Genomic DNA, 15416 nt, shown 5'->3' with positions numbered 1-15416 from the left:
CGGCGCTACGACTGGAGTGTTCATGAGCCGTCGAACCGAGCAGCACCCCGACCCCGCCGACCCCCGGATCGGCGCCCCGTTCTTCAGCACCTGGCGGGTGGGAACCCCCGAGCGGCAGCGGCAGGCCGTCGAGGCGATCGGGCGGACGTGGGAGCGGCGGCCCTGGCCCACCGACGATCTGCTGGGGTACCACGTGTACGCCGGGCACGACGGAGACACCCTGCTGCACTACTCGCAGTGGAGGAGCGAGCAGGCCTTCGAGGCGTTCGTGAAAGCCCACCGGCAGGAGCGCGTCGACGAGATCGACACCGCCGTGCCGGGGATCGAGCGGGTGGAGATCGGGCGGTACCGGCACTATCGCAGTGCCGGGCGGGAAGGCGCGGCGGCGCCCGTTCCGGGATGCGTCGTCATCGTCGACGTCCGCTTCGAGGGGCCCGACGAGGACCGGCAGCGCGCCTGGGTCGACGCGGTGTTCGAGGCCCTGGCGAGCGAACCGGAAGCGCGCCCCGGCGGCATCTCCGCCCACTTCCACCTCAGCACCGACGGTACCCGGGTCCTCAACTACGCCGAGTGGGAGAGTGCCCAGGCGCATATCGATGCCTTGGCGGCGCCGGGGGAAGGGGTCGGTTCCGCGACCGAGCGGTGGAAGCGTGTGCAGAACTGGCCGGGCCTGCTGCCCAGCGGCTCCGTCAGCCGCTACGACCACGTCCTCGGGCTGACGCCGTGAGGGGCGGGCCGGCCGAACCGCGCGTTCGGCCGGCCCCGACCGGCCGTCCTACGGGCGGAAGCGCAGAACCTGAGGGTCGTGGTCGCTGATCTGGTCGTGGAACTCCGCGTTGACGTGCACGCTGTCGTACTCGAAGTCGCAGTCGCGGCGGATCGACGGGCTGATCAGGATCTGGTCGAGGACCTGGCTGTTGCCCTGGTAGACGTAGGAGTAACGCTCGCTCCTGGGCAGCGACTTGATCGCCGACCAGAGTTCGCCGCGGCCCTCGAGGAGCTTCGTGGTCTGCGAGAACTCGAAGTCGTTGATGTCGCCCAGCGTGACGACGTCCGCGTTCTTCTGGGTGTCGAGGATGTCCTTGACGAAGGCGTTCACCAGGGTGGCCTGCTGGTGGCGCTGGGTCTCGGAGCCGCGGGACGGCGGCTGGTAGTGGGCGGTCAGGCCCTGGTCGCCGCCCTTGGAGTTGAAGTGGTTGGCGATCACGAAGACCGAGCGGCCGCGGAAGACGAACTCGCCGGCCAGCGGCTTGCGGCTGCTCTTCCAGGCCTCGTCGGCGGGCGCGATACGGCCGGGGCTGAGCGTCAGGTGCGCCTTGCCGCGGATCTTCGTCACGCCGGTGGCCGTCGTGGCGTCGCCGCCCGCGCGGTCCGCGAAGGAGACCCGCTCCGGGTTGAACAGGAACGCCTGGCGGATGTTGCCGCCCGGCTCGCCGCCGTCGATGCCGTCGGCCGGGTCGATCGAACGCCAGTCGTACGTCGGGCCGCCGGCCGCGACGATCGCGTCGATCAGCTTGGTCAGCGTCTGGTCGGCGGCGACCGTGCCGTCGTTCTTCGCGCCGTTGTTGTCCTGGATCTCCTCCAGGGACACGATGTCGGGCGACTTCAGGTTGTTCACGATCGCGGAGGCGTGGGCGGCGAACGTGTCGTCGGCCGGGTCGAGGTTCTCGACGTTGTAGGTGGCGACCGCGAGTTCGGAGGAGCGCTGCCTGCGGGTCGTCTCGCGCTCCAGGCCCGCGCTCTTCAGCGTGCCCAGCTCGCTCGCGACCAGGGTGTAGCCGCCGAACTGGTTGTAGTCCAGGGGGCCGGTGGTGGTCCCGGTGAGGGTGTCGCCCACGTTCGCCTTCGGGAAGTCCGCCGTCGGGCCGAGGGACTGGATCTGGAGGCGGCCCGTGTTCTGGGCGTCGTAGGAGCCGTAGATCGTGCCGCCGTGGCGGTTGCGGTTCTCGTGCGGCTTCACCGTCACCCAGAGCTCGGTGTACGGGTCGGTGGCGCCGACGACGCGTGTGTCGGTGACCCGGACGGACATGCCCTCCAGCGCCTCGTAGTGGTCCAGGGCGTACTTCGAGGGCTTGAGGGGGAGCGCGTTGACGGAGCCGCCCGCGGCCGTGTCGCCGGCGGGGGCGTAGGCGGCGGGGACCGAGCGCGAGGTGATCGCCGTGGCGGCGGGGAGCGCGTTGCCGCTGGAGACGACCGTGGTGATCGGCTTGGTGATCTCCGTCAGCGACTGGTTGCCGGAGGTCGTGCCGCCGGGGACGTACTCCGAGACCGTGCCGCTGACCGTGACGGAGTCACCGACGGCCACGCCCTTCGGGACGGAGCCGGTGAAGACGAAGACGCCCTCGCTGGTCGCCGGGTCGGCGTCGGGCTGCGGGTCCTGGATCCAGAAGCCGCGGGACGAGCCGTAGGTCCGGATGCCGGTGACGATTCCGGCCACGTCCGTGACCTGCTTGCCGGCATACGGGGATATCCGGGTGCTGCCCTGGACGTCGTGGATGCGGACCGACTCCGCGTGCGCGGGGCTGGTGAGGACGATCGTGGATGCCGCGGAACACGCGGCGGCGACGGTGAGCGCGGCGAGACGCGCGGACGACTTGCTCGGCAACGGGTTTCCCTCCGGGGACGTGACAGGGCGCCGGGACGAGGGCGGAAAGGTGTGGAATGGCTGACTGCCGCTACCTGTGGGGCGGATGCGGTGACGCGCGTAGAGCACGGTGGACGGAGGGCCTGGTGGGGCCGGCCCGGTGAACAAGTGTCCGCCAGCTTCTACGCGCGTCAATCTCCAGCCTGGTCACGCCACTTGTCAAGGTTTCGGCCATGTACGGCGGCTGACGGGGAGATGAAGCAGGCGGCATGGGTGGAAATCCGTCTAGGCTGAGCGGCTGAGTCGTAAGAGGCGCCCTAGGAGAAACAGCCGATGTCAGACAGCTCCCCCCTGCCGCCGGTGCGGCTGCACCCCGAAGCGGAGCTGGCGCGCGACGCACTGTCCACGCCGTTGCTGTCCCGGGCCGCCCGGCTCGCCCGCTGGGCCGGGCCGGACACCCGCGTCGACGCCGGGGGAGGGCTCGTGGACGAGCAGCTGCCCGCGGCCGTCGAGGCGCTCGGGCTGAGCGGGGACGACGCCGCCGCCGACGCGAGCGAGGCGTGGCGGGTCGCCGTGGACGCCGGGCTCGTCGAGGTCGTCGACGAGGAGGAGGGCACCGTCACGGCCGGTGAGGATCTGGCCCTGCTCACCGGTGGCTCGCCGCAGGACGTGCTCGCCGTCTGGCTCGCGGCGCTGGAGACCGTGCTCGCCGACGCGAGCGTGCCCGACCTGGACGGGCTCGTGGACGAGACCGGCGAGGTCGACCTCTCCGCCCTCGACTGGGACCCCGAGGACGAGGCCGCGTTCCTCGACGGCGTGCTCGGCAACCTCTACCTGCTGACCGCCGGTGAGGACACGCCCGGCGGCGCCCCGGTGCCGCTGCCGGCGCTGGCCGCCTCGGTGATCGTGCCCGGCGACATGAGCGAGCCCACCAACGACGTCCTGGAGCAGGTCTCCGACGCGATGATGCGGCTGGACGACCAGTTCCGGATGCTGGAGCCGGTGGGGCTCGTCGCGTACCAGCCCGTGGACGAGGCGCTCATGGCCGACGCCGACGAGGAGCCCGCGGCGCCTGTCGACGACACCGACGTCTCCCGGTACGGCATGGTCCGGCTCACCCCGCTCGGGCTGTACGGCATGCGCGCGCGGCTGATGGAGGCCGGGTACGAGGCGCCGGCCGTCGGGGACCTCGCGGACAAGGGGGCCGACGTGCTGCTCGACGGCACGGCGGAGTTCCCGCCCGGTGCCGCGCAGGCCGAGACCGAGCAGTGGCTCCAGCGGCGGGAATCGCTCGCCGCCGCGCGGGAGTTGCTGGCGGCCGCCCGGGGTTCCGATGCCGGGGCGCCGTTGCGGCGGTTGCGCTGCCAGCAGGCCTTGTCGCTCGTCGGGGCTTCGGCCGAGCCCGCCCTGCGGGAGGTGCTCGACGACGCCGAGCTGGGCGGGCTGGCGCGGGTGTGGCTGACCGAGCACGGGGCGGCGGACGTGCCCGCGCCGTCCGAGGAGATGGTGTACTGGCTGACCATCGACACGGTGGCCGCGCAGCTGGCCGCGGAGGGGAACTCCGAGGAGCTGCGGGCGCTGGTGGAGGGGCTCGCGCAGCAGCACGGCGGGTTTTTCGCGGCGGTGTGGCGGGTCGATCACCCGGCCACGGCTGATGTGCTGGAAGCGATGGGGCGGTTGCATCCCGACAAGAAGGTCGCGAAGGAAGCGCGGAAGGCTGCGTTCAAGGCGCGATCCCAGCAAGGGGGCTGATCCTGTGTCGCGGGTGCGGCGGCGTCGTGGCTTGTCGCGCCCGTGCGGCGGAGCCGCATAGGAGAACGTCCCGCGCCCCTTGGGGCGGTGTTCAACCGGCGTTCATGGATGAGCGGGACGGTGTTGCCACACGAGGTCCGCCACCTCCCACGGCATTCTCACCGTCACAGGAGACACCAATGTCGCTCACCCGCAGGGACTTCGCCAGGAACTCCGCCATCACCGGGGCCGGTGTCGCGCTGGCGGGCAGTGTCGGCGCCCTCGCCACCGCGCCGAACGCCCTCGCGTCCACCGACGCCGACAGCGCGGGTGACGGGGCGGCGGACGCTCATCACGGAGTCGGCTACGGGCCGCTCCTCCCCGACCCCAAGGGCGTCCTCGCCCTGCCCGCCGGCTTCACGTACCGGATCATCACCTACAGCGGCAGGACCAAGCTGGAGTCCGGCGAGTCCACGCCGTCCAACCACGACGGCACCGCCGCCTTCGACGGCCCCCGCGGCACCACCCTGCTCGTCAACAACCACGAGCTGAAGGGCCCGCGCGCCGACTGGAAGCACCCGGTGCCGCTCACCGAGGGCCTCGTCTACGACCCGGCCGCGGCCGGCGGCTGCACGGTCGTCGAGGTGCGCCCCGACGGACGCGTCGCCGAGTGGGTGGGCATCGCCGGCACCTCCACCAACTGCGCCGGCGGCGCCACACCCTGGGGCACCTGGCTCACCTGCGAGGAGAACTCCGACAAGGCCGGCGTCAACGGCATGACCAAGGACCACGGCTACGTCTTCGAGGTCGACCCCTGCGACCGGCGCGCCAACCGCGGTCCCAAGCCGCTGAAGTTCTTCGGCCGCTACGACCACGAGGCCGTCGTCATCGACCCCAAGCGCGGCCACGCCTACCTCACCGAGGACGCCTCCGACCCCAACGGCCTCTTCTTCCGCTGGACCCCGCCCAGGGGCTTCGAGTACGGCCCCGGGAAGTTCCGCGGGCTCGCCGACGACGCCGGTGTCCTCCAGGCGCCCAAGTGCTTCGACTCCGGCGGTACGTTCGTCGACGATCTGTCCCGTGCCACGAAGACCGGCACCGTCTACGGCGTCGACTGGGTGGACGTCCCCGACCGCGACGCCCGCGCCACCCCCGTGCGCAAGCAGTTCGAGGACGGCCAGGTCACCCGCGCCCGCAAGCTGGAGGGCATGTGGTGGGGCGACGGCGGCGCCTACATCGTCTCCTCCTACGCCCGTGAGGAGAGCCCCGTTCGGCACGACGGCCAGGTCTGGTTCTACGACCCCAAGCGCCGCACGCTGACGCTGAAGGTCCTGCTCGGCGTGAACCCCGACCCCTCGAAGGACGGCGCGTTCGACGGGCCCGACAACATCACCGTCTCCCCGTACGGCGGCCTCGTCATCGCCGAGGACGGGGAGGGCGTGCAGCACCTGTTCGGGGCCACCGACAGCGGACGCACGTACCCGATCGCGCGCAACGAGCTCAACAACGGCACCGAGAAGGAGCCGGAGTACAGCGAGTTCACCGGCGTCACCTTCTCGCCCGACGGCCGGACGCTGTACGCCAACATCCAGACGCCGGGCATCATGCTCGCGATCACCGGCCCCTGGAAGCGCCAGAAGCGGTAACCGCCTCAGTCCCTCGAACGAGTGGCCTTTGTTCGGCTTGCCCGGCGTATCCCCCCATCGCAATGGTGTCTGCCCTCGCGCTGGTTCTCGTTCGACGCGGGGGTGAGCTGTGGAAGCAGAGTCGCCCCTGCCCCGACCCAGCCCTGGGGATGGGACATGTCGGGGCACAGTCTTGCTCTGCCGCACACTGACATCTAACATTTCAGTTCATGGAAGCCCTCCGGCCCGTGCCGCGCACCCTGCTCAGGGACCGGGCGTACGCGGCGATCCGGGACGCCATCGTGGCCGGGGAGATCGAACCCGGCGCGGTGGTGCGGGACGCCGAGCTCGCGGAGCGGCTCGGACTGTCCCGGGCGCCGGTGCGCGAGGCGTTCTCCCGGCTGGTGGACGAGGGGCTGCTGGAGAGCAAGCCGCAGAGCTACACGCGGGTCACCCCGCTGGTGGCCGCCGACGTGCGGGACGCCGCCGCCGTGGTCGGTGCCCTGCACGAGCTCGTGACGCGGGTCGCCGTGCCCCGGCTGGGTGCCGCGGACATCGCCGCGATGCGCGCCGCCAACGCGCGGTTCGCCGCGGCCGTGGGCGCCGGGGACGTCGACGCGGCGCTGCGGGCCGACGACGAACTGCACGACGTCCTCGTCCGGGTGAGCGGCAACCGGGCGGCCGCCGCGACCGTCGCCCGCTACACCCCGCTCATCCGCCGCCTGGAGCGACGGCGCTTCGGCGAGGGCGGCAGCTGCCGTTCCGCCGGGTTGCACGAGCGGCTGATCGAGGCCTGCGCGGCCGGTGACACCGCCGAGGCGGTCCTCGTCACGGCGGAGATCTGGCGGGGGCTCGAGGAGCTCGCCGACTGAGACCGACCCCACCCAGGAAGGACGACCCGTGTCCCTTTCCTCGTACGAGCGTTACCCCCTGCTCTTCGGGCCCTCGCCCGTCCACCCCCTGGAGCGGCTCACCGCGCACCTCGGCGGTGCGTCCCTCTGGGCCAAGCGCGAGGACTGCAACTCCGGTGTCGCCTACGGCGGCAACAAGACCCGCAAGCTGGAGTACCTGGTCGCCGACGCGCTCGCCCAGGGCTGCGACACGCTCGTGTCGATCGGTGGGGTGCAGTCCAACCACACCCGCCAGGTCGCGGCCGTCGCCGCCCGGGCCGGGCTCAAGTGTGTGCTCGTGCAGGAGAGCTGGGTGGACTGGCCCGACGCGGGGTACGACAAGGTCGGCAACATCCTGATCAGCCGGCTCGCCGGGGCCGATGTGCGGCTGGTGAGGGCCGGGTTCGGCATCGGCTTCAAGGAGAGCTGGGAGCAGGCGCTCAGGGAGGTCGAGGAGGCCGGCGGGAAGCCGTACGCCATCCCGGCCGGCGCCTCCGACCATCCGCTCGGCGGGCTCGGATTCGCCGGGTGGGCGTACGAGGTCGCCGAGCAGGAGCGGGAGCTGGGGGTCTTCTTCGACACCGTCGTGGTGTGCTCGGTGACCGGGTCGACCCAGGCCGGCATGGTCGCCGGGTTCGCCGCGCTGGAGGAGGCGGGCGGGTGGCCCCGGCGGGTACTCGGCATCGACGCCTCGGCGAAACCGGCCGCGACCCGCACCCAGATCGCCCGGATCGCGCACGGCACCGGGCAGCTCATCGGCGTCGCACGGGAGCTGACCGAGGCGGACGTCGCACTCGACGAGCGGTACCACGCCGGCGTCTACGGCATCCCCGACGACGCCACCCTGGAGGCGATGCGGCTCGCGGCCCGGACCGAGGGGATGGTCACCGACCCCGTCTACGAGGGCAAGTCCATGGCCGGGATGATCGACCTGGTGTCGAGGGGCGAGATCCGCCGCGACTCCACGGTGCTCTACGCCCACCTGGGCGGGCAGCCGGCGCTGAACGCGTACAGCGCGTTGTTCTGACCGCTCGGCGGGGTGCGTACGGGAATCTTCCGGCCGGCCGTCGGGTTGTCGCGGTCAGCCGATGACCTGGAGGAGCCGCCATGTCCGACGAGCCAGCCGTTCGCGAACTCCGTCTGGTCGTGACCGCCGAGGACTACGACGCCGCGCTGCACTTCTACCGGGACGTGCTCGGGCTGACCGAGCAGGCCGCGTTCGCCTCGGAGGACGGGCGGGTCACGATCCTCGACGCCGGGCGGGCCACCCTGGAGCTGACCGACCCGAACCACGCCGCGTTCATCGACGAGGTCGAGGTGGGGCGGCGGGTGGCCGGGCCCATCCGGGTCGCCTTCCAGGTGGACGACTCCGTCGCCACGACGGCGAAGCTGGCCGCCGCGGGAGCCGAGGTCGTCGCCGAGCCGACACGCACCCCCTGGAACTCCCTGAACTCCCGGCTCGAAGGCCCGGGCGCCCTCCAGCTGACGCTGTTCACCGAGCTCGGCGACTGACGGGGGTGGTGGGTGCCGGGGCGGGGTGATCGGCCGGCTGCGGCGGCGTCTGGGGCGCCTGACGCCGGGTGGTGGGTCGAGGCCGCGCAGGGGGGTGTCCGTCCTCGGAACGGCGCGATGGACCCACTTACCGACTGACTGGCGTTGACGCGCCAACCGCTGCGGGCGGACACCCCCCGACACGTCCCCTTCTCGCCGTGCGCGGGTGCGGAGCGGCGGGTGCGTCTGTACCGGGGGGCATCCGGAGGGCGTTCGTCCGGCTTCCCCTGCCGGGCAGGCTCCGGCGCCGGATACAGTGCTGACCGTGTGGACGGACAATCAGCGTGCGGAGCCGAGTGCCGAGCGGCCCGGCGGTGCCCGGCGCCGGGCCACGATCCACGACGTCGCACGGCTGGCCGGGGTGTCACGCCAGACGGTCTCCCGGGCGGTCAACGACAAGGGTGAGATCGACCCCGGCACCAAGGAACGGGTCCTGGAGGCGGCGCGGCTCCTGGACTACCGGCCGAGCCGGTTCGCGCGCGGACTCGTCCAGAAGGGGGCCGTCACCGCGGGCCTGGTCATCCCCGACCTGCGGAACCCGTACTTCCCGGAGGTGGCCGCCGGGGTGCTGGAAGCCGCCGAGCAGCGCGGCTGGCAGGTCGTGGTGTGGGACTCCCGGATCGACGAGGCCAGGGAGCGTGAGGCGCTCGACGTGCTCTCCCACCAGGCGGACGCGGTCGTGGGCTACTTCAAGGACCCGGACGACGTGCTCACCCGGCACCTCGGAGGCGTACCGCTGGTGCTGCTGGAGCGCGGCCCGCAGCAGACCCGGTTCGCAGCCGTGGGCATCGACGCCGCCACCGGTGTCGAGCAGGGCATGAACCATCTGTTCCGCGCGGGGCACCGCAGGATCGGCATGCTGGACGGCGTGCACGGCCCCGGCCCTCGCCGGCAGGCCTTCCTGGAGCAGGTACGACGGCTGGGCCTGCCGGTCGACGAGCGGTGGGTCGTGGTGTGCCCCGAGCACAGCGTGGCGGGCGGCGAGGCCGGCATGGACCGGCTGCTGACCGCGCGGCCCGAGATCACCGCGGTCTTCGGCTTCAACGACCTGATCGCGGTCGGGGCGATGCGCACCGCCCGCCGCCGCGGCCGGAGCATTCCGGACGACCTGGCCGTGCTCGGCTTCGACGGCCTCTCCCTGGGCGAGCTGGTCGAACCCGCCCTGACCACCCTGCACATCGACAAGCGGCAGCTGGGACGGCTGGCCGTGGAGCAGGTGGCCCGGCTGCGCGCGGGTGAGGAGCCGTTGCGGGGCGCGGAGGCGTGGGTGACGCCCGAACTCGTGGTGCGCGATTCCGCCTGACGTTCCCTCGCCGCCCGTCCGCCCGGCGCCTCGGTAGATCAGCGCCGCCGTTCCCTTGACACCGGATTTCGGGCGCCCCGATACTCGACGGCAACGCTCACGTGAACGTTCACGGACGCTCACGGACCCCCACCGCGAGACCCGGCGGCCCCACACCCACTGCACGCCGACATCGTTGTCTTCCACTTCCGCATCCAGGAAGCCTCCCCCCATCCCCCGTGAGAACGGGCCCGCGGCAGCGCTGTGCCCCGGCCGCGGCACGCCCGGAAAGCGAGTGCGCGCCCATGGAACACCGAATGATGTCCCGCAGACGCTTTCTGGGGGCCTCCCTGGGCGGCGCGGGCGCCGGCCTGCTGACGCTCTCGGGGTGCGGGACCGCCGAGGGATCGGCCTCGGCCGGCTCCGGCCACCTCAGCCTCTGGTACTGGAAGGGCTCGCTCAGCGACAGACTCCTCGCCACCGCCGCCCGCGGGGTCCCCGGCGTCCCGGGGCTGAAGGTGAAGGGCTCCCAGGTCCCGGACGGCGACATCGACTCCAAGGTGCGCACCAGCCTCGCCGCCCGCGCCTACGTGCCGGACCTGACGGTCGTCAACAACGACAACCTCGCCACGTTCTTCCCCGACGAGGACGAGTTCCTCGACCTGCGCACGCTCGGTGCTCAATCCGTCCGCGACCAGTACCTCGACTGGAAGTGGAAGGCCTGCTTCACCCCGACGGGCCGGATGATCGGCTTCCCCCTCGACGCCGGCCCCACCGCGCTCTACTACCGCCGCGACCTCTTCGACCAGGCCGGACTGCCCCACGAGCCGGTGGACGTCGCCGAAGAGCTCTCCTCGTGGGAGGACTTCATCGCCGCCGGACGGACGCTGCGGCGAAAGGTGCCCGGCACGCCCTACCTCGTGAGCAACATCGGCAACGTCTTCCAGCAGGTGCTGCTGCAGAGCCCTAAGCAGTTCGTGGACGCGGACAACCGCTTCATCGGCGACCAGGAGCACATCCGGCGCGCCTGGGACCTGTCCGTGGACATCCTCCGCCAGGGCCTCAGCGCCAGGATCACGGACGGCACGCCCGACTTCAACGCGGCCATGAGCGGCGGCCGCGTCGCCACCATGACCACGGCGGTGTGGGCCATCAACAGCCTGAAGGACACCGCGCCGAAGACCTCCGGGTCCTGGCGACTGACCACCCTGCCGGACGGCCCCTGCAACTACGGCGGCTCCTATGTGACGTTGACCCGCTACTGCCGGGAACCGGAGGCCGCCTTCGCCTTCCTGAAGTGGCTGCTCAGTCCGGCGAACCAGCTCGAGAGCTACCAGGAGATGGCCCTGTTCCCCACCACTCCGGCCTCCTACGCCGACCCGGCGATGCACAAGCCCGACCCCTTCTTCGGCGGTCAGCAGCCCATCGACGTCTTCGGCCCGGCCGCCCGGAAGGCCCCGGTCGTCTACTTCAGCCCCTACGAGGAGACCGCCAACACCCCGTTCTTCCAGGAGCTGACCAACGTGGAGACGCTCGGCAAGAACCCCGAGCGGGCCTGGCGGGACGCCGTGAACACTGCCGGGACCGCGCTGACCCGGCTGGGGGTGAGCTGACATGGCCACGGTTCTCGATCCGGCCGGGGCGTCGGCGGCCGACGAGCGGCGCCCTGTCCGCCGTAGCGAGTCCGCCCCTCCCGGCGGACGCCGGCGGTTCCTCCCGCCGCTGCTCGCCATCTCCCCGTTCTACGTGCTGTTCGCCGTGTTCGGCGCCTTCCCGGTGGTTTTCTCCATGTACCTGTCCTTCCAGGACTGGGACGGCATCGGGGACATGCGGTTCGTCGGGCTCAAGCAGTACGGCTGGCTGCTCCAGGACACGGTGTTCTGGCACGCGGTGCTCAACACCTTCGAGATCTGGTTCCTGTCGACCGTTCCGATGCTCTTCCTGGCACTCGTGCTGGCGTTCCTGCTGCACTCCCAGGTCCGCTTCGCCGGCGCCTACCGGGTGGCGTACTTCATCCCCAACGTCACCTCGATGGTCGCCATGACCATCGTCTTCGGCTCGGTCTTCGCCCAGGCCGGCCTGGCCAACGCGCTGCTCAGGGCCGTCGGTCTGGACGGGATCGGCTGGCTGTCCTCCGAGTGGGGCATCAAGTCGTCCGTGTCCGTCATGATCATCTGGCGGTGGGTCGGCTACAACGCGCTGATCTTCCTCGCGGGCATCCAGGCCATCCCCACCGAGCACTTCGAGGCCGCGCGCGTCGACGGCGCGAACAGCCGGCAGACCCTGTTCCGCGTCGTGGTGCCGCAGTTGCGTCCGGTGGTCCTCTTCGCAGCCGTCACCTCCACCATCAACGGCCTGCAGATCTTCACCGAGTCCCAGGTGCTCTTCCAGTCGACCGACGTCGGCACCACCGGCGGCCCCGGTCAGGAAGGGATGACCATCGTGCTCTATCTGTGGCAGAAGGCCTTCAAGGAGCACCAGTTCGGCTACGGCGCCGCCATGGGCTGGCTGCTCTTCGCCATCATCGCGGTGTTCACGATCATCAACTGGCGGCTGGTGTCCGGCTCCGACCGCGACGACCGCCGGCCCGGCATCGCCGGACTGCTGCGCCGCAAGGGGGCTCGCGATGGCCGCTGACCACAGGACGACCGGCACCGCCGGGCTGGCGATCGGCTCCGGCGGCAGGCTCTCCCGGATCTGTGTCCGGGCGGTGCTGCTGCTCGGTGTGCTGATCTCGCTGTTCCCCTTCTACTGGCTGGTGGTGATGGCCTCCGGCACGACCCAGGACATCTACAGCTACCCGCCCGAGCTGGTGCCGGGCCCGCACCTGCTGGACAACATGGGGCGGGTGCTCGACACGATCGACTTCTTCGGCTCGCTGTTCAACACGGTCGTGGTGTCCGTGGTCGGCACCGCGCTCGTGCTGTTCTTCGACTCACTGGCGGCGTTCGCCTTCGCCAAGTACGAGTTCCCGGCGAAGAAGTTCCTCTTCGGCATGCTGCTGGTCACGTACATGATCCCCGCCCAGCTGTCCCTGGTGCCGCAGTTCGTCACCATCGCCGAGTTCGGCTGGGCCGGTTCACTGAAAGCGCTGATCATTCCCGGCGCGGCCAACGCCTTCGGCATCTTCTGGATGCGCCAGTACGCCCAGAACTCCCTGCCCGACGAACTGCTGGACGCCGGGCGGATCGACGGCGCCGGCTTCTTCCGCCTCTACTGGCAGGTCGCCCTGCCCCTCTTCCGCCCGGCCCTGGCCTTCCTCGGCATCTTCACGTTCATCGGCCTCTGGAACGACTACATCTGGCCCCTGGTCGTGATGATCGACCCGGAGAAGGTGACCTTGCAGGTGGCGCTGGCGAACCTCAATGTCCTCTACAACGCGGACTACGCCCTGGTGATGGCAGGAGCGCTGATGAGCGTCATCCCGCTGATCGTGGTGTTCCTGTTCGGGGCGCGGCACTTCCTGCGGGACCTGGCGGCGGGGGCGATGAAGATGTAGGGCCGGGCCCGGGGTCTGCCGTCTCGGTAAGGTGCGGAGAGAGTCCCCGGTTCGTGAGGAGTGGTCGCGTGGCGCAGGTCCGGCCTATGCGGGCGGATGCCCGGCGCAACTACGAGCGGTTGCTGACGGTCGCCGTGGAGGCCTTCGCCGAGCATGGGGAAGGCGCGTCGCTCGACGACATCGCCAAGCGTGCCGGGGTCGGCTCCGGCACGCTGTACCGGCACTTCCCGACCCGGCGGGCGCTGCTGGAGGCCGCGTATCTGGACCGCGTCGAGGCGATAGCGGCCCGGGCCGATGTGCTCGCGGCCGAACTGCCGCCGGGCGAGGCGCTGGGGGAGTGGCTGTACGAACTGGGTGCCGGGCTGACCCGGATACGGGGGCTGAAGGCGCTGCTGGGCCCGGCCGTCACGGACTCCGGCTCCCTCGTGAACACGGCCTGCGGCGACTCGGTCAAGGCCGCGGCCGGGCGGCTGGTCCGGGCGGCGCAGGAGGAGGGCACGCTGCGGCGGGACGTCGACCCGGTCGACGTGCTGCGGCTGGCGCACGGGGTGGCGACGGCGTCGGAACTGGCGGACGGGGAGGGCCGGCACATCCGGCGGTATCTGACGCTGCTGATGGAGGGGCTGGTGGTGGGGCGCCGCTGACCCGGTGAGCCCGGACGCCCCCTGGGTGAGGGGGCGTCCCCGGAGGCCGGTTCGGTCGGGTTACAGGGACTGTGCCGCCGGCTTCACCATTCCCCTCACCGTGCGGGACTTCACGAAGTCGCCCATGGCCGTCATGTCCCACTCGCCGGAGAACTGGCGGATCAGCTTGGCCATCATCACGCCGGTCTGCGCCTCGGCGCTGGTGAGGTCGAAGCGGACCAGTTCCTCGCCGGTCGCGCCGTCCAGGAGGCGGCAGTAGGCCTTGGCGACCTCCGTGAACTTCTGGCCGGAGAAGGAGTTGACCGTGAAGACCAGGCCGGTGACCTCCTGGGGCAGGCGGCCGAGGTCGACGGTGATGACCTCGTCGTCGCCTCCGCCCTCGCCCGTGAGGTTGTCGCCGGAGTGCCGGATGGCGCCGCCCACGATCTGGAGCTTGCCGAAGTAGCAGCTGTCGATGTGGTTGCGCTGCGGCCCGTAGGCGATGACCGAGGCGTCCAGGTCGATGTCCTTGCCGCGGTAGGCCGGCTCCCAGCCGAGGCCCATCTTCACCGAGGAGAGCAGGGGGCGGCCGCCCTTGATCAGGGAGACGGTCTGGTTCTTCTGGAGGCTGACGCGGCCCTTGTCGAGGTTGATCTTCCCGGCGCCCGGGGCGGGCGGAGGAGGCGTGGCCGGGGCGGCCGGGGGCGCGGCGGGGGCGCTGACGGGCGGGGCCGGCGGCTGCACCGGGGCCGGCGGCGGGGTGACCGGCTGGGGCGGGGTCACCGGCTGGGCGGCCGGTTCCTCCACCGTGACTCCGAAGTCCGTGGCGATGCCCGCGAGGCCGTTGGCGTATCCCTGGCCGACGGCGCGGGCCTTCCACTGGCCGCCTCGCTGGTAGACCTCCACAATGACCAGGGCCGTCTCGCTGCCGAGCTGCGGAGGCGTGAACGTGGCCAGGACGGAGCTGTCGTCGGCGTTGCGGATGGTGGCCGTCGGCTCGATGCCCTGGAAGGTCTGGCCCGCGGCGTCCGGGCTCGCCGTGACGACGATCTTCTCGATGCCGGGGGGCACGGCCGTCGTGTCGACCACGATCGCGTCGGGCGCACCACCGCCGCCCGAGCGGTACGTCACGCCCGGGCCCGACGGCTGGTTGTAGAAGATGAAGTCGTCGTCGGAGCGCACCTTGCCGTCGGCGGTGAGCAGCAGGCCCGATACGTCGAGCCGCACCGGGGCGGTGACGTCCACCGTCACGCGGGCGGCGGACAGGGGGATGTTCGAGCCGGGGGTCATAGCTGTCATGCCGGGTGAACGAGCGAGGTGGTTTTGCCGTTCCCTTACCTTGGGGCCAATCGGGTCACCGGCGATTTCGGGGGTGGGCGCGGGCGGTGCGTTCGTTGCCCCGCTTGTAGTTGCCGGTCCAGCGGGCCATGACCAGCTGTGGGTCGGCGGTCTCGACCTCGGCGAGGAACCGCGTGGCCCGGGGCCCGTTCAGGGTGGTGGCGGGGCGGCCGTGGTGGCTGATGCGGACCGTGCCGCCCGTGTGCTGCTCGTAGGTGAATCCGTGGGGTCGTGGCATGCCGCGAGCGTAGAGATGCGGGGGCGGGCGGCCCACTGAATTTCCGCCCGCCCCT

Annotated in this window: 14 protein-coding genes; 11 read left to right on the top strand and 3 right to left on the bottom strand. The window is 71.4% G+C overall.

The genetic code is table 11. The features are described 5' to 3' along the window. Positions 1–22: 22 nt before the first annotated feature. Complete coding sequence (locus tag CEB94_RS10030) at positions 23–727, top strand: antibiotic biosynthesis monooxygenase (protein ID WP_175431850.1); 705 nt, start codon at positions 23–25, stop codon at positions 725–727. 48 nt (positions 728–775) lie between these two features. Here CEB94_RS10030 and CEB94_RS10025 read toward each other — a convergent pair whose 3' ends face one another. Continuing rightward, positions 776–2605, bottom strand: coding sequence for an endonuclease/exonuclease/phosphatase family protein (locus tag CEB94_RS10025; RefSeq protein ID WP_175431849.1), 1830 nt, complete (start codon positions 2603–2605; stop codon positions 776–778). 312 nt (positions 2606–2917) lie between these two features. On the opposite strand from CEB94_RS10025, the gene CEB94_RS10020 reads away from it, so the two are divergent. From CEB94_RS10020 to CEB94_RS09975, 10 genes are all read left to right on the top strand, one after another. Next, a complete protein-coding gene (locus CEB94_RS10020; protein WP_175431848.1) occupies positions 2918–4336 on the top strand; it encodes a hypothetical protein in 1419 nt (472 codons plus the stop codon). 179 nt (positions 4337–4515) lie between these two features. Beyond that, positions 4516–5961 carry an alkaline phosphatase PhoX gene (locus CEB94_RS10015; protein WP_175431847.1) on the top strand — a complete coding sequence of 482 codons (1446 nt, stop codon included), beginning with the start codon at positions 4516–4518 and terminating at the stop codon, positions 5959–5961. A 209-nt stretch (positions 5962–6170) separates the two neighbouring features. Continuing rightward, positions 6171–6812 (top strand): GntR family transcriptional regulator, encoded by a 642-nt coding sequence (locus tag CEB94_RS10010; RefSeq protein ID WP_175431846.1) that lies wholly within the window; start codon positions 6171–6173, stop codon positions 6810–6812. Positions 6813–6840: 28 nt separating this feature from the next. Continuing rightward, the gene (locus CEB94_RS10005) at positions 6841–7857 is read left to right on the top strand and encodes a 1-aminocyclopropane-1-carboxylate deaminase (RefSeq protein ID WP_175431845.1); all 1017 of its coding nucleotides are present in this window, start codon (positions 6841–6843) and stop codon (positions 7855–7857) included. Positions 7858–7937: 80 nt separating this feature from the next. Continuing rightward, a complete protein-coding gene (locus tag CEB94_RS10000) occupies positions 7938–8342 on the top strand; it encodes a VOC family protein (RefSeq protein ID WP_175431844.1) in 405 nt (134 codons plus the stop codon). Between the two features lie 304 nt (positions 8343–8646). After that, positions 8647–9684, top strand: a complete 1038-nt coding sequence (locus CEB94_RS09995) for a LacI family DNA-binding transcriptional regulator (RefSeq protein WP_175431843.1) — start codon at positions 8647–8649, stop codon at positions 9682–9684. Between the two features lie 296 nt (positions 9685–9980). Further along, complete coding sequence (locus CEB94_RS09990) at positions 9981–11276, top strand: ABC transporter substrate-binding protein (RefSeq protein WP_246111762.1); 1296 nt, start codon at positions 9981–9983, stop codon at positions 11274–11276. 1 nt (position 11277) lies between these two features. Next, positions 11278–12300 (top strand): carbohydrate ABC transporter permease, encoded by a 1023-nt coding sequence (locus tag CEB94_RS09985; protein ID WP_175431842.1) that lies wholly within the window; start codon positions 11278–11280, stop codon positions 12298–12300. Continuing rightward, the gene (locus tag CEB94_RS09980; protein WP_175431841.1) at positions 12290–13162 is read left to right on the top strand and encodes a carbohydrate ABC transporter permease; all 873 of its coding nucleotides are present in this window, start codon (positions 12290–12292) and stop codon (positions 13160–13162) included. The genes CEB94_RS09985 and CEB94_RS09980 overlap by 11 nt, the downstream gene beginning before the upstream one ends. A 68-nt stretch (positions 13163–13230) precedes the next feature. Next, the gene (locus tag CEB94_RS09975; RefSeq protein WP_175431840.1) at positions 13231–13806 is read left to right on the top strand and encodes a TetR/AcrR family transcriptional regulator; all 576 of its coding nucleotides are present in this window, start codon (positions 13231–13233) and stop codon (positions 13804–13806) included. Positions 13807–13866: 60 nt separating this feature from the next. On the opposite strand, the gene CEB94_RS09970 is transcribed toward CEB94_RS09975, so the two are convergent. Both CEB94_RS09970 and CEB94_RS09965 read right to left on the bottom strand, forming a co-directional pair. Continuing rightward, entirely contained in the window at positions 13867–15075 is a 1209-nt protein-coding gene (locus tag CEB94_RS09970; RefSeq protein ID WP_175436953.1) for a TerD family protein, read from the bottom strand. A gap of 64 nt (positions 15076–15139) precedes the next feature. After that, a complete protein-coding gene (locus CEB94_RS09965; protein ID WP_175431839.1) occupies positions 15140–15361 on the bottom strand; it encodes a hypothetical protein in 222 nt (73 codons plus the stop codon). Between the last annotated feature and the right edge of the window lie 55 nt (positions 15362–15416).

This window comes from Streptomyces hawaiiensis (assembly GCF_004803895.1).
GTDB classification, from domain to species: Bacteria; Actinomycetota; Actinomycetes; order Streptomycetales; family Streptomycetaceae; genus Streptomyces; species Streptomyces hawaiiensis.
This window is presented reverse-complemented; position numbering and strand designations above follow the sequence as displayed.

What these genes read in the sequence shown, in the direction of transcription:
- CEB94_RS10000 (WP_175431844.1), top strand. Translation starts at nt 7,938, where the DNA reads ATGTCCGACGAGCCAGCCGTTCGCGAACTCCGTCTGGTCGTGACCGCC.
- CEB94_RS10010 (WP_175431846.1), top strand. Translation starts at nt 6,171, where the DNA reads ATGGAAGCCCTCCGGCCCGTGCCGCGCACCCTGCTCAGGGACCGGGCG.
- CEB94_RS09985 (WP_175431842.1), top strand. Translation starts at nt 11,278, where the DNA reads ATGGCCACGGTTCTCGATCCGGCCGGGGCGTCGGCGGCCGACGAGCGG.
- CEB94_RS09990 (WP_246111762.1), top strand. Translation starts at nt 9,981, where the DNA reads ATGATGTCCCGCAGACGCTTTCTGGGGGCCTCCCTGGGCGGCGCGGGC.
- CEB94_RS09965 (WP_175431839.1), bottom strand. Translation starts at nt 15,361, where the DNA reads ATGCCACGACCCCACGGATTCACCTACGAGCAGCACACGGGCGGCACG.
- CEB94_RS09980 (WP_175431841.1), top strand. Translation starts at nt 12,290, where the DNA reads ATGGCCGCTGACCACAGGACGACCGGCACCGCCGGGCTGGCGATCGGC.
- CEB94_RS10030 (WP_175431850.1), top strand. Translation starts at nt 23, where the DNA reads ATGAGCCGTCGAACCGAGCAGCACCCCGACCCCGCCGACCCCCGGATC.
- CEB94_RS09970 (WP_175436953.1), bottom strand. Translation starts at nt 15,075, where the DNA reads ATGACCCCCGGCTCGAACATCCCCCTGTCCGCCGCCCGCGTGACGGTG.
- CEB94_RS10015 (WP_175431847.1), top strand. Translation starts at nt 4,516, where the DNA reads ATGTCGCTCACCCGCAGGGACTTCGCCAGGAACTCCGCCATCACCGGG.
- CEB94_RS10020 (WP_175431848.1), top strand. Translation starts at nt 2,918, where the DNA reads ATGTCAGACAGCTCCCCCCTGCCGCCGGTGCGGCTGCACCCCGAAGCG.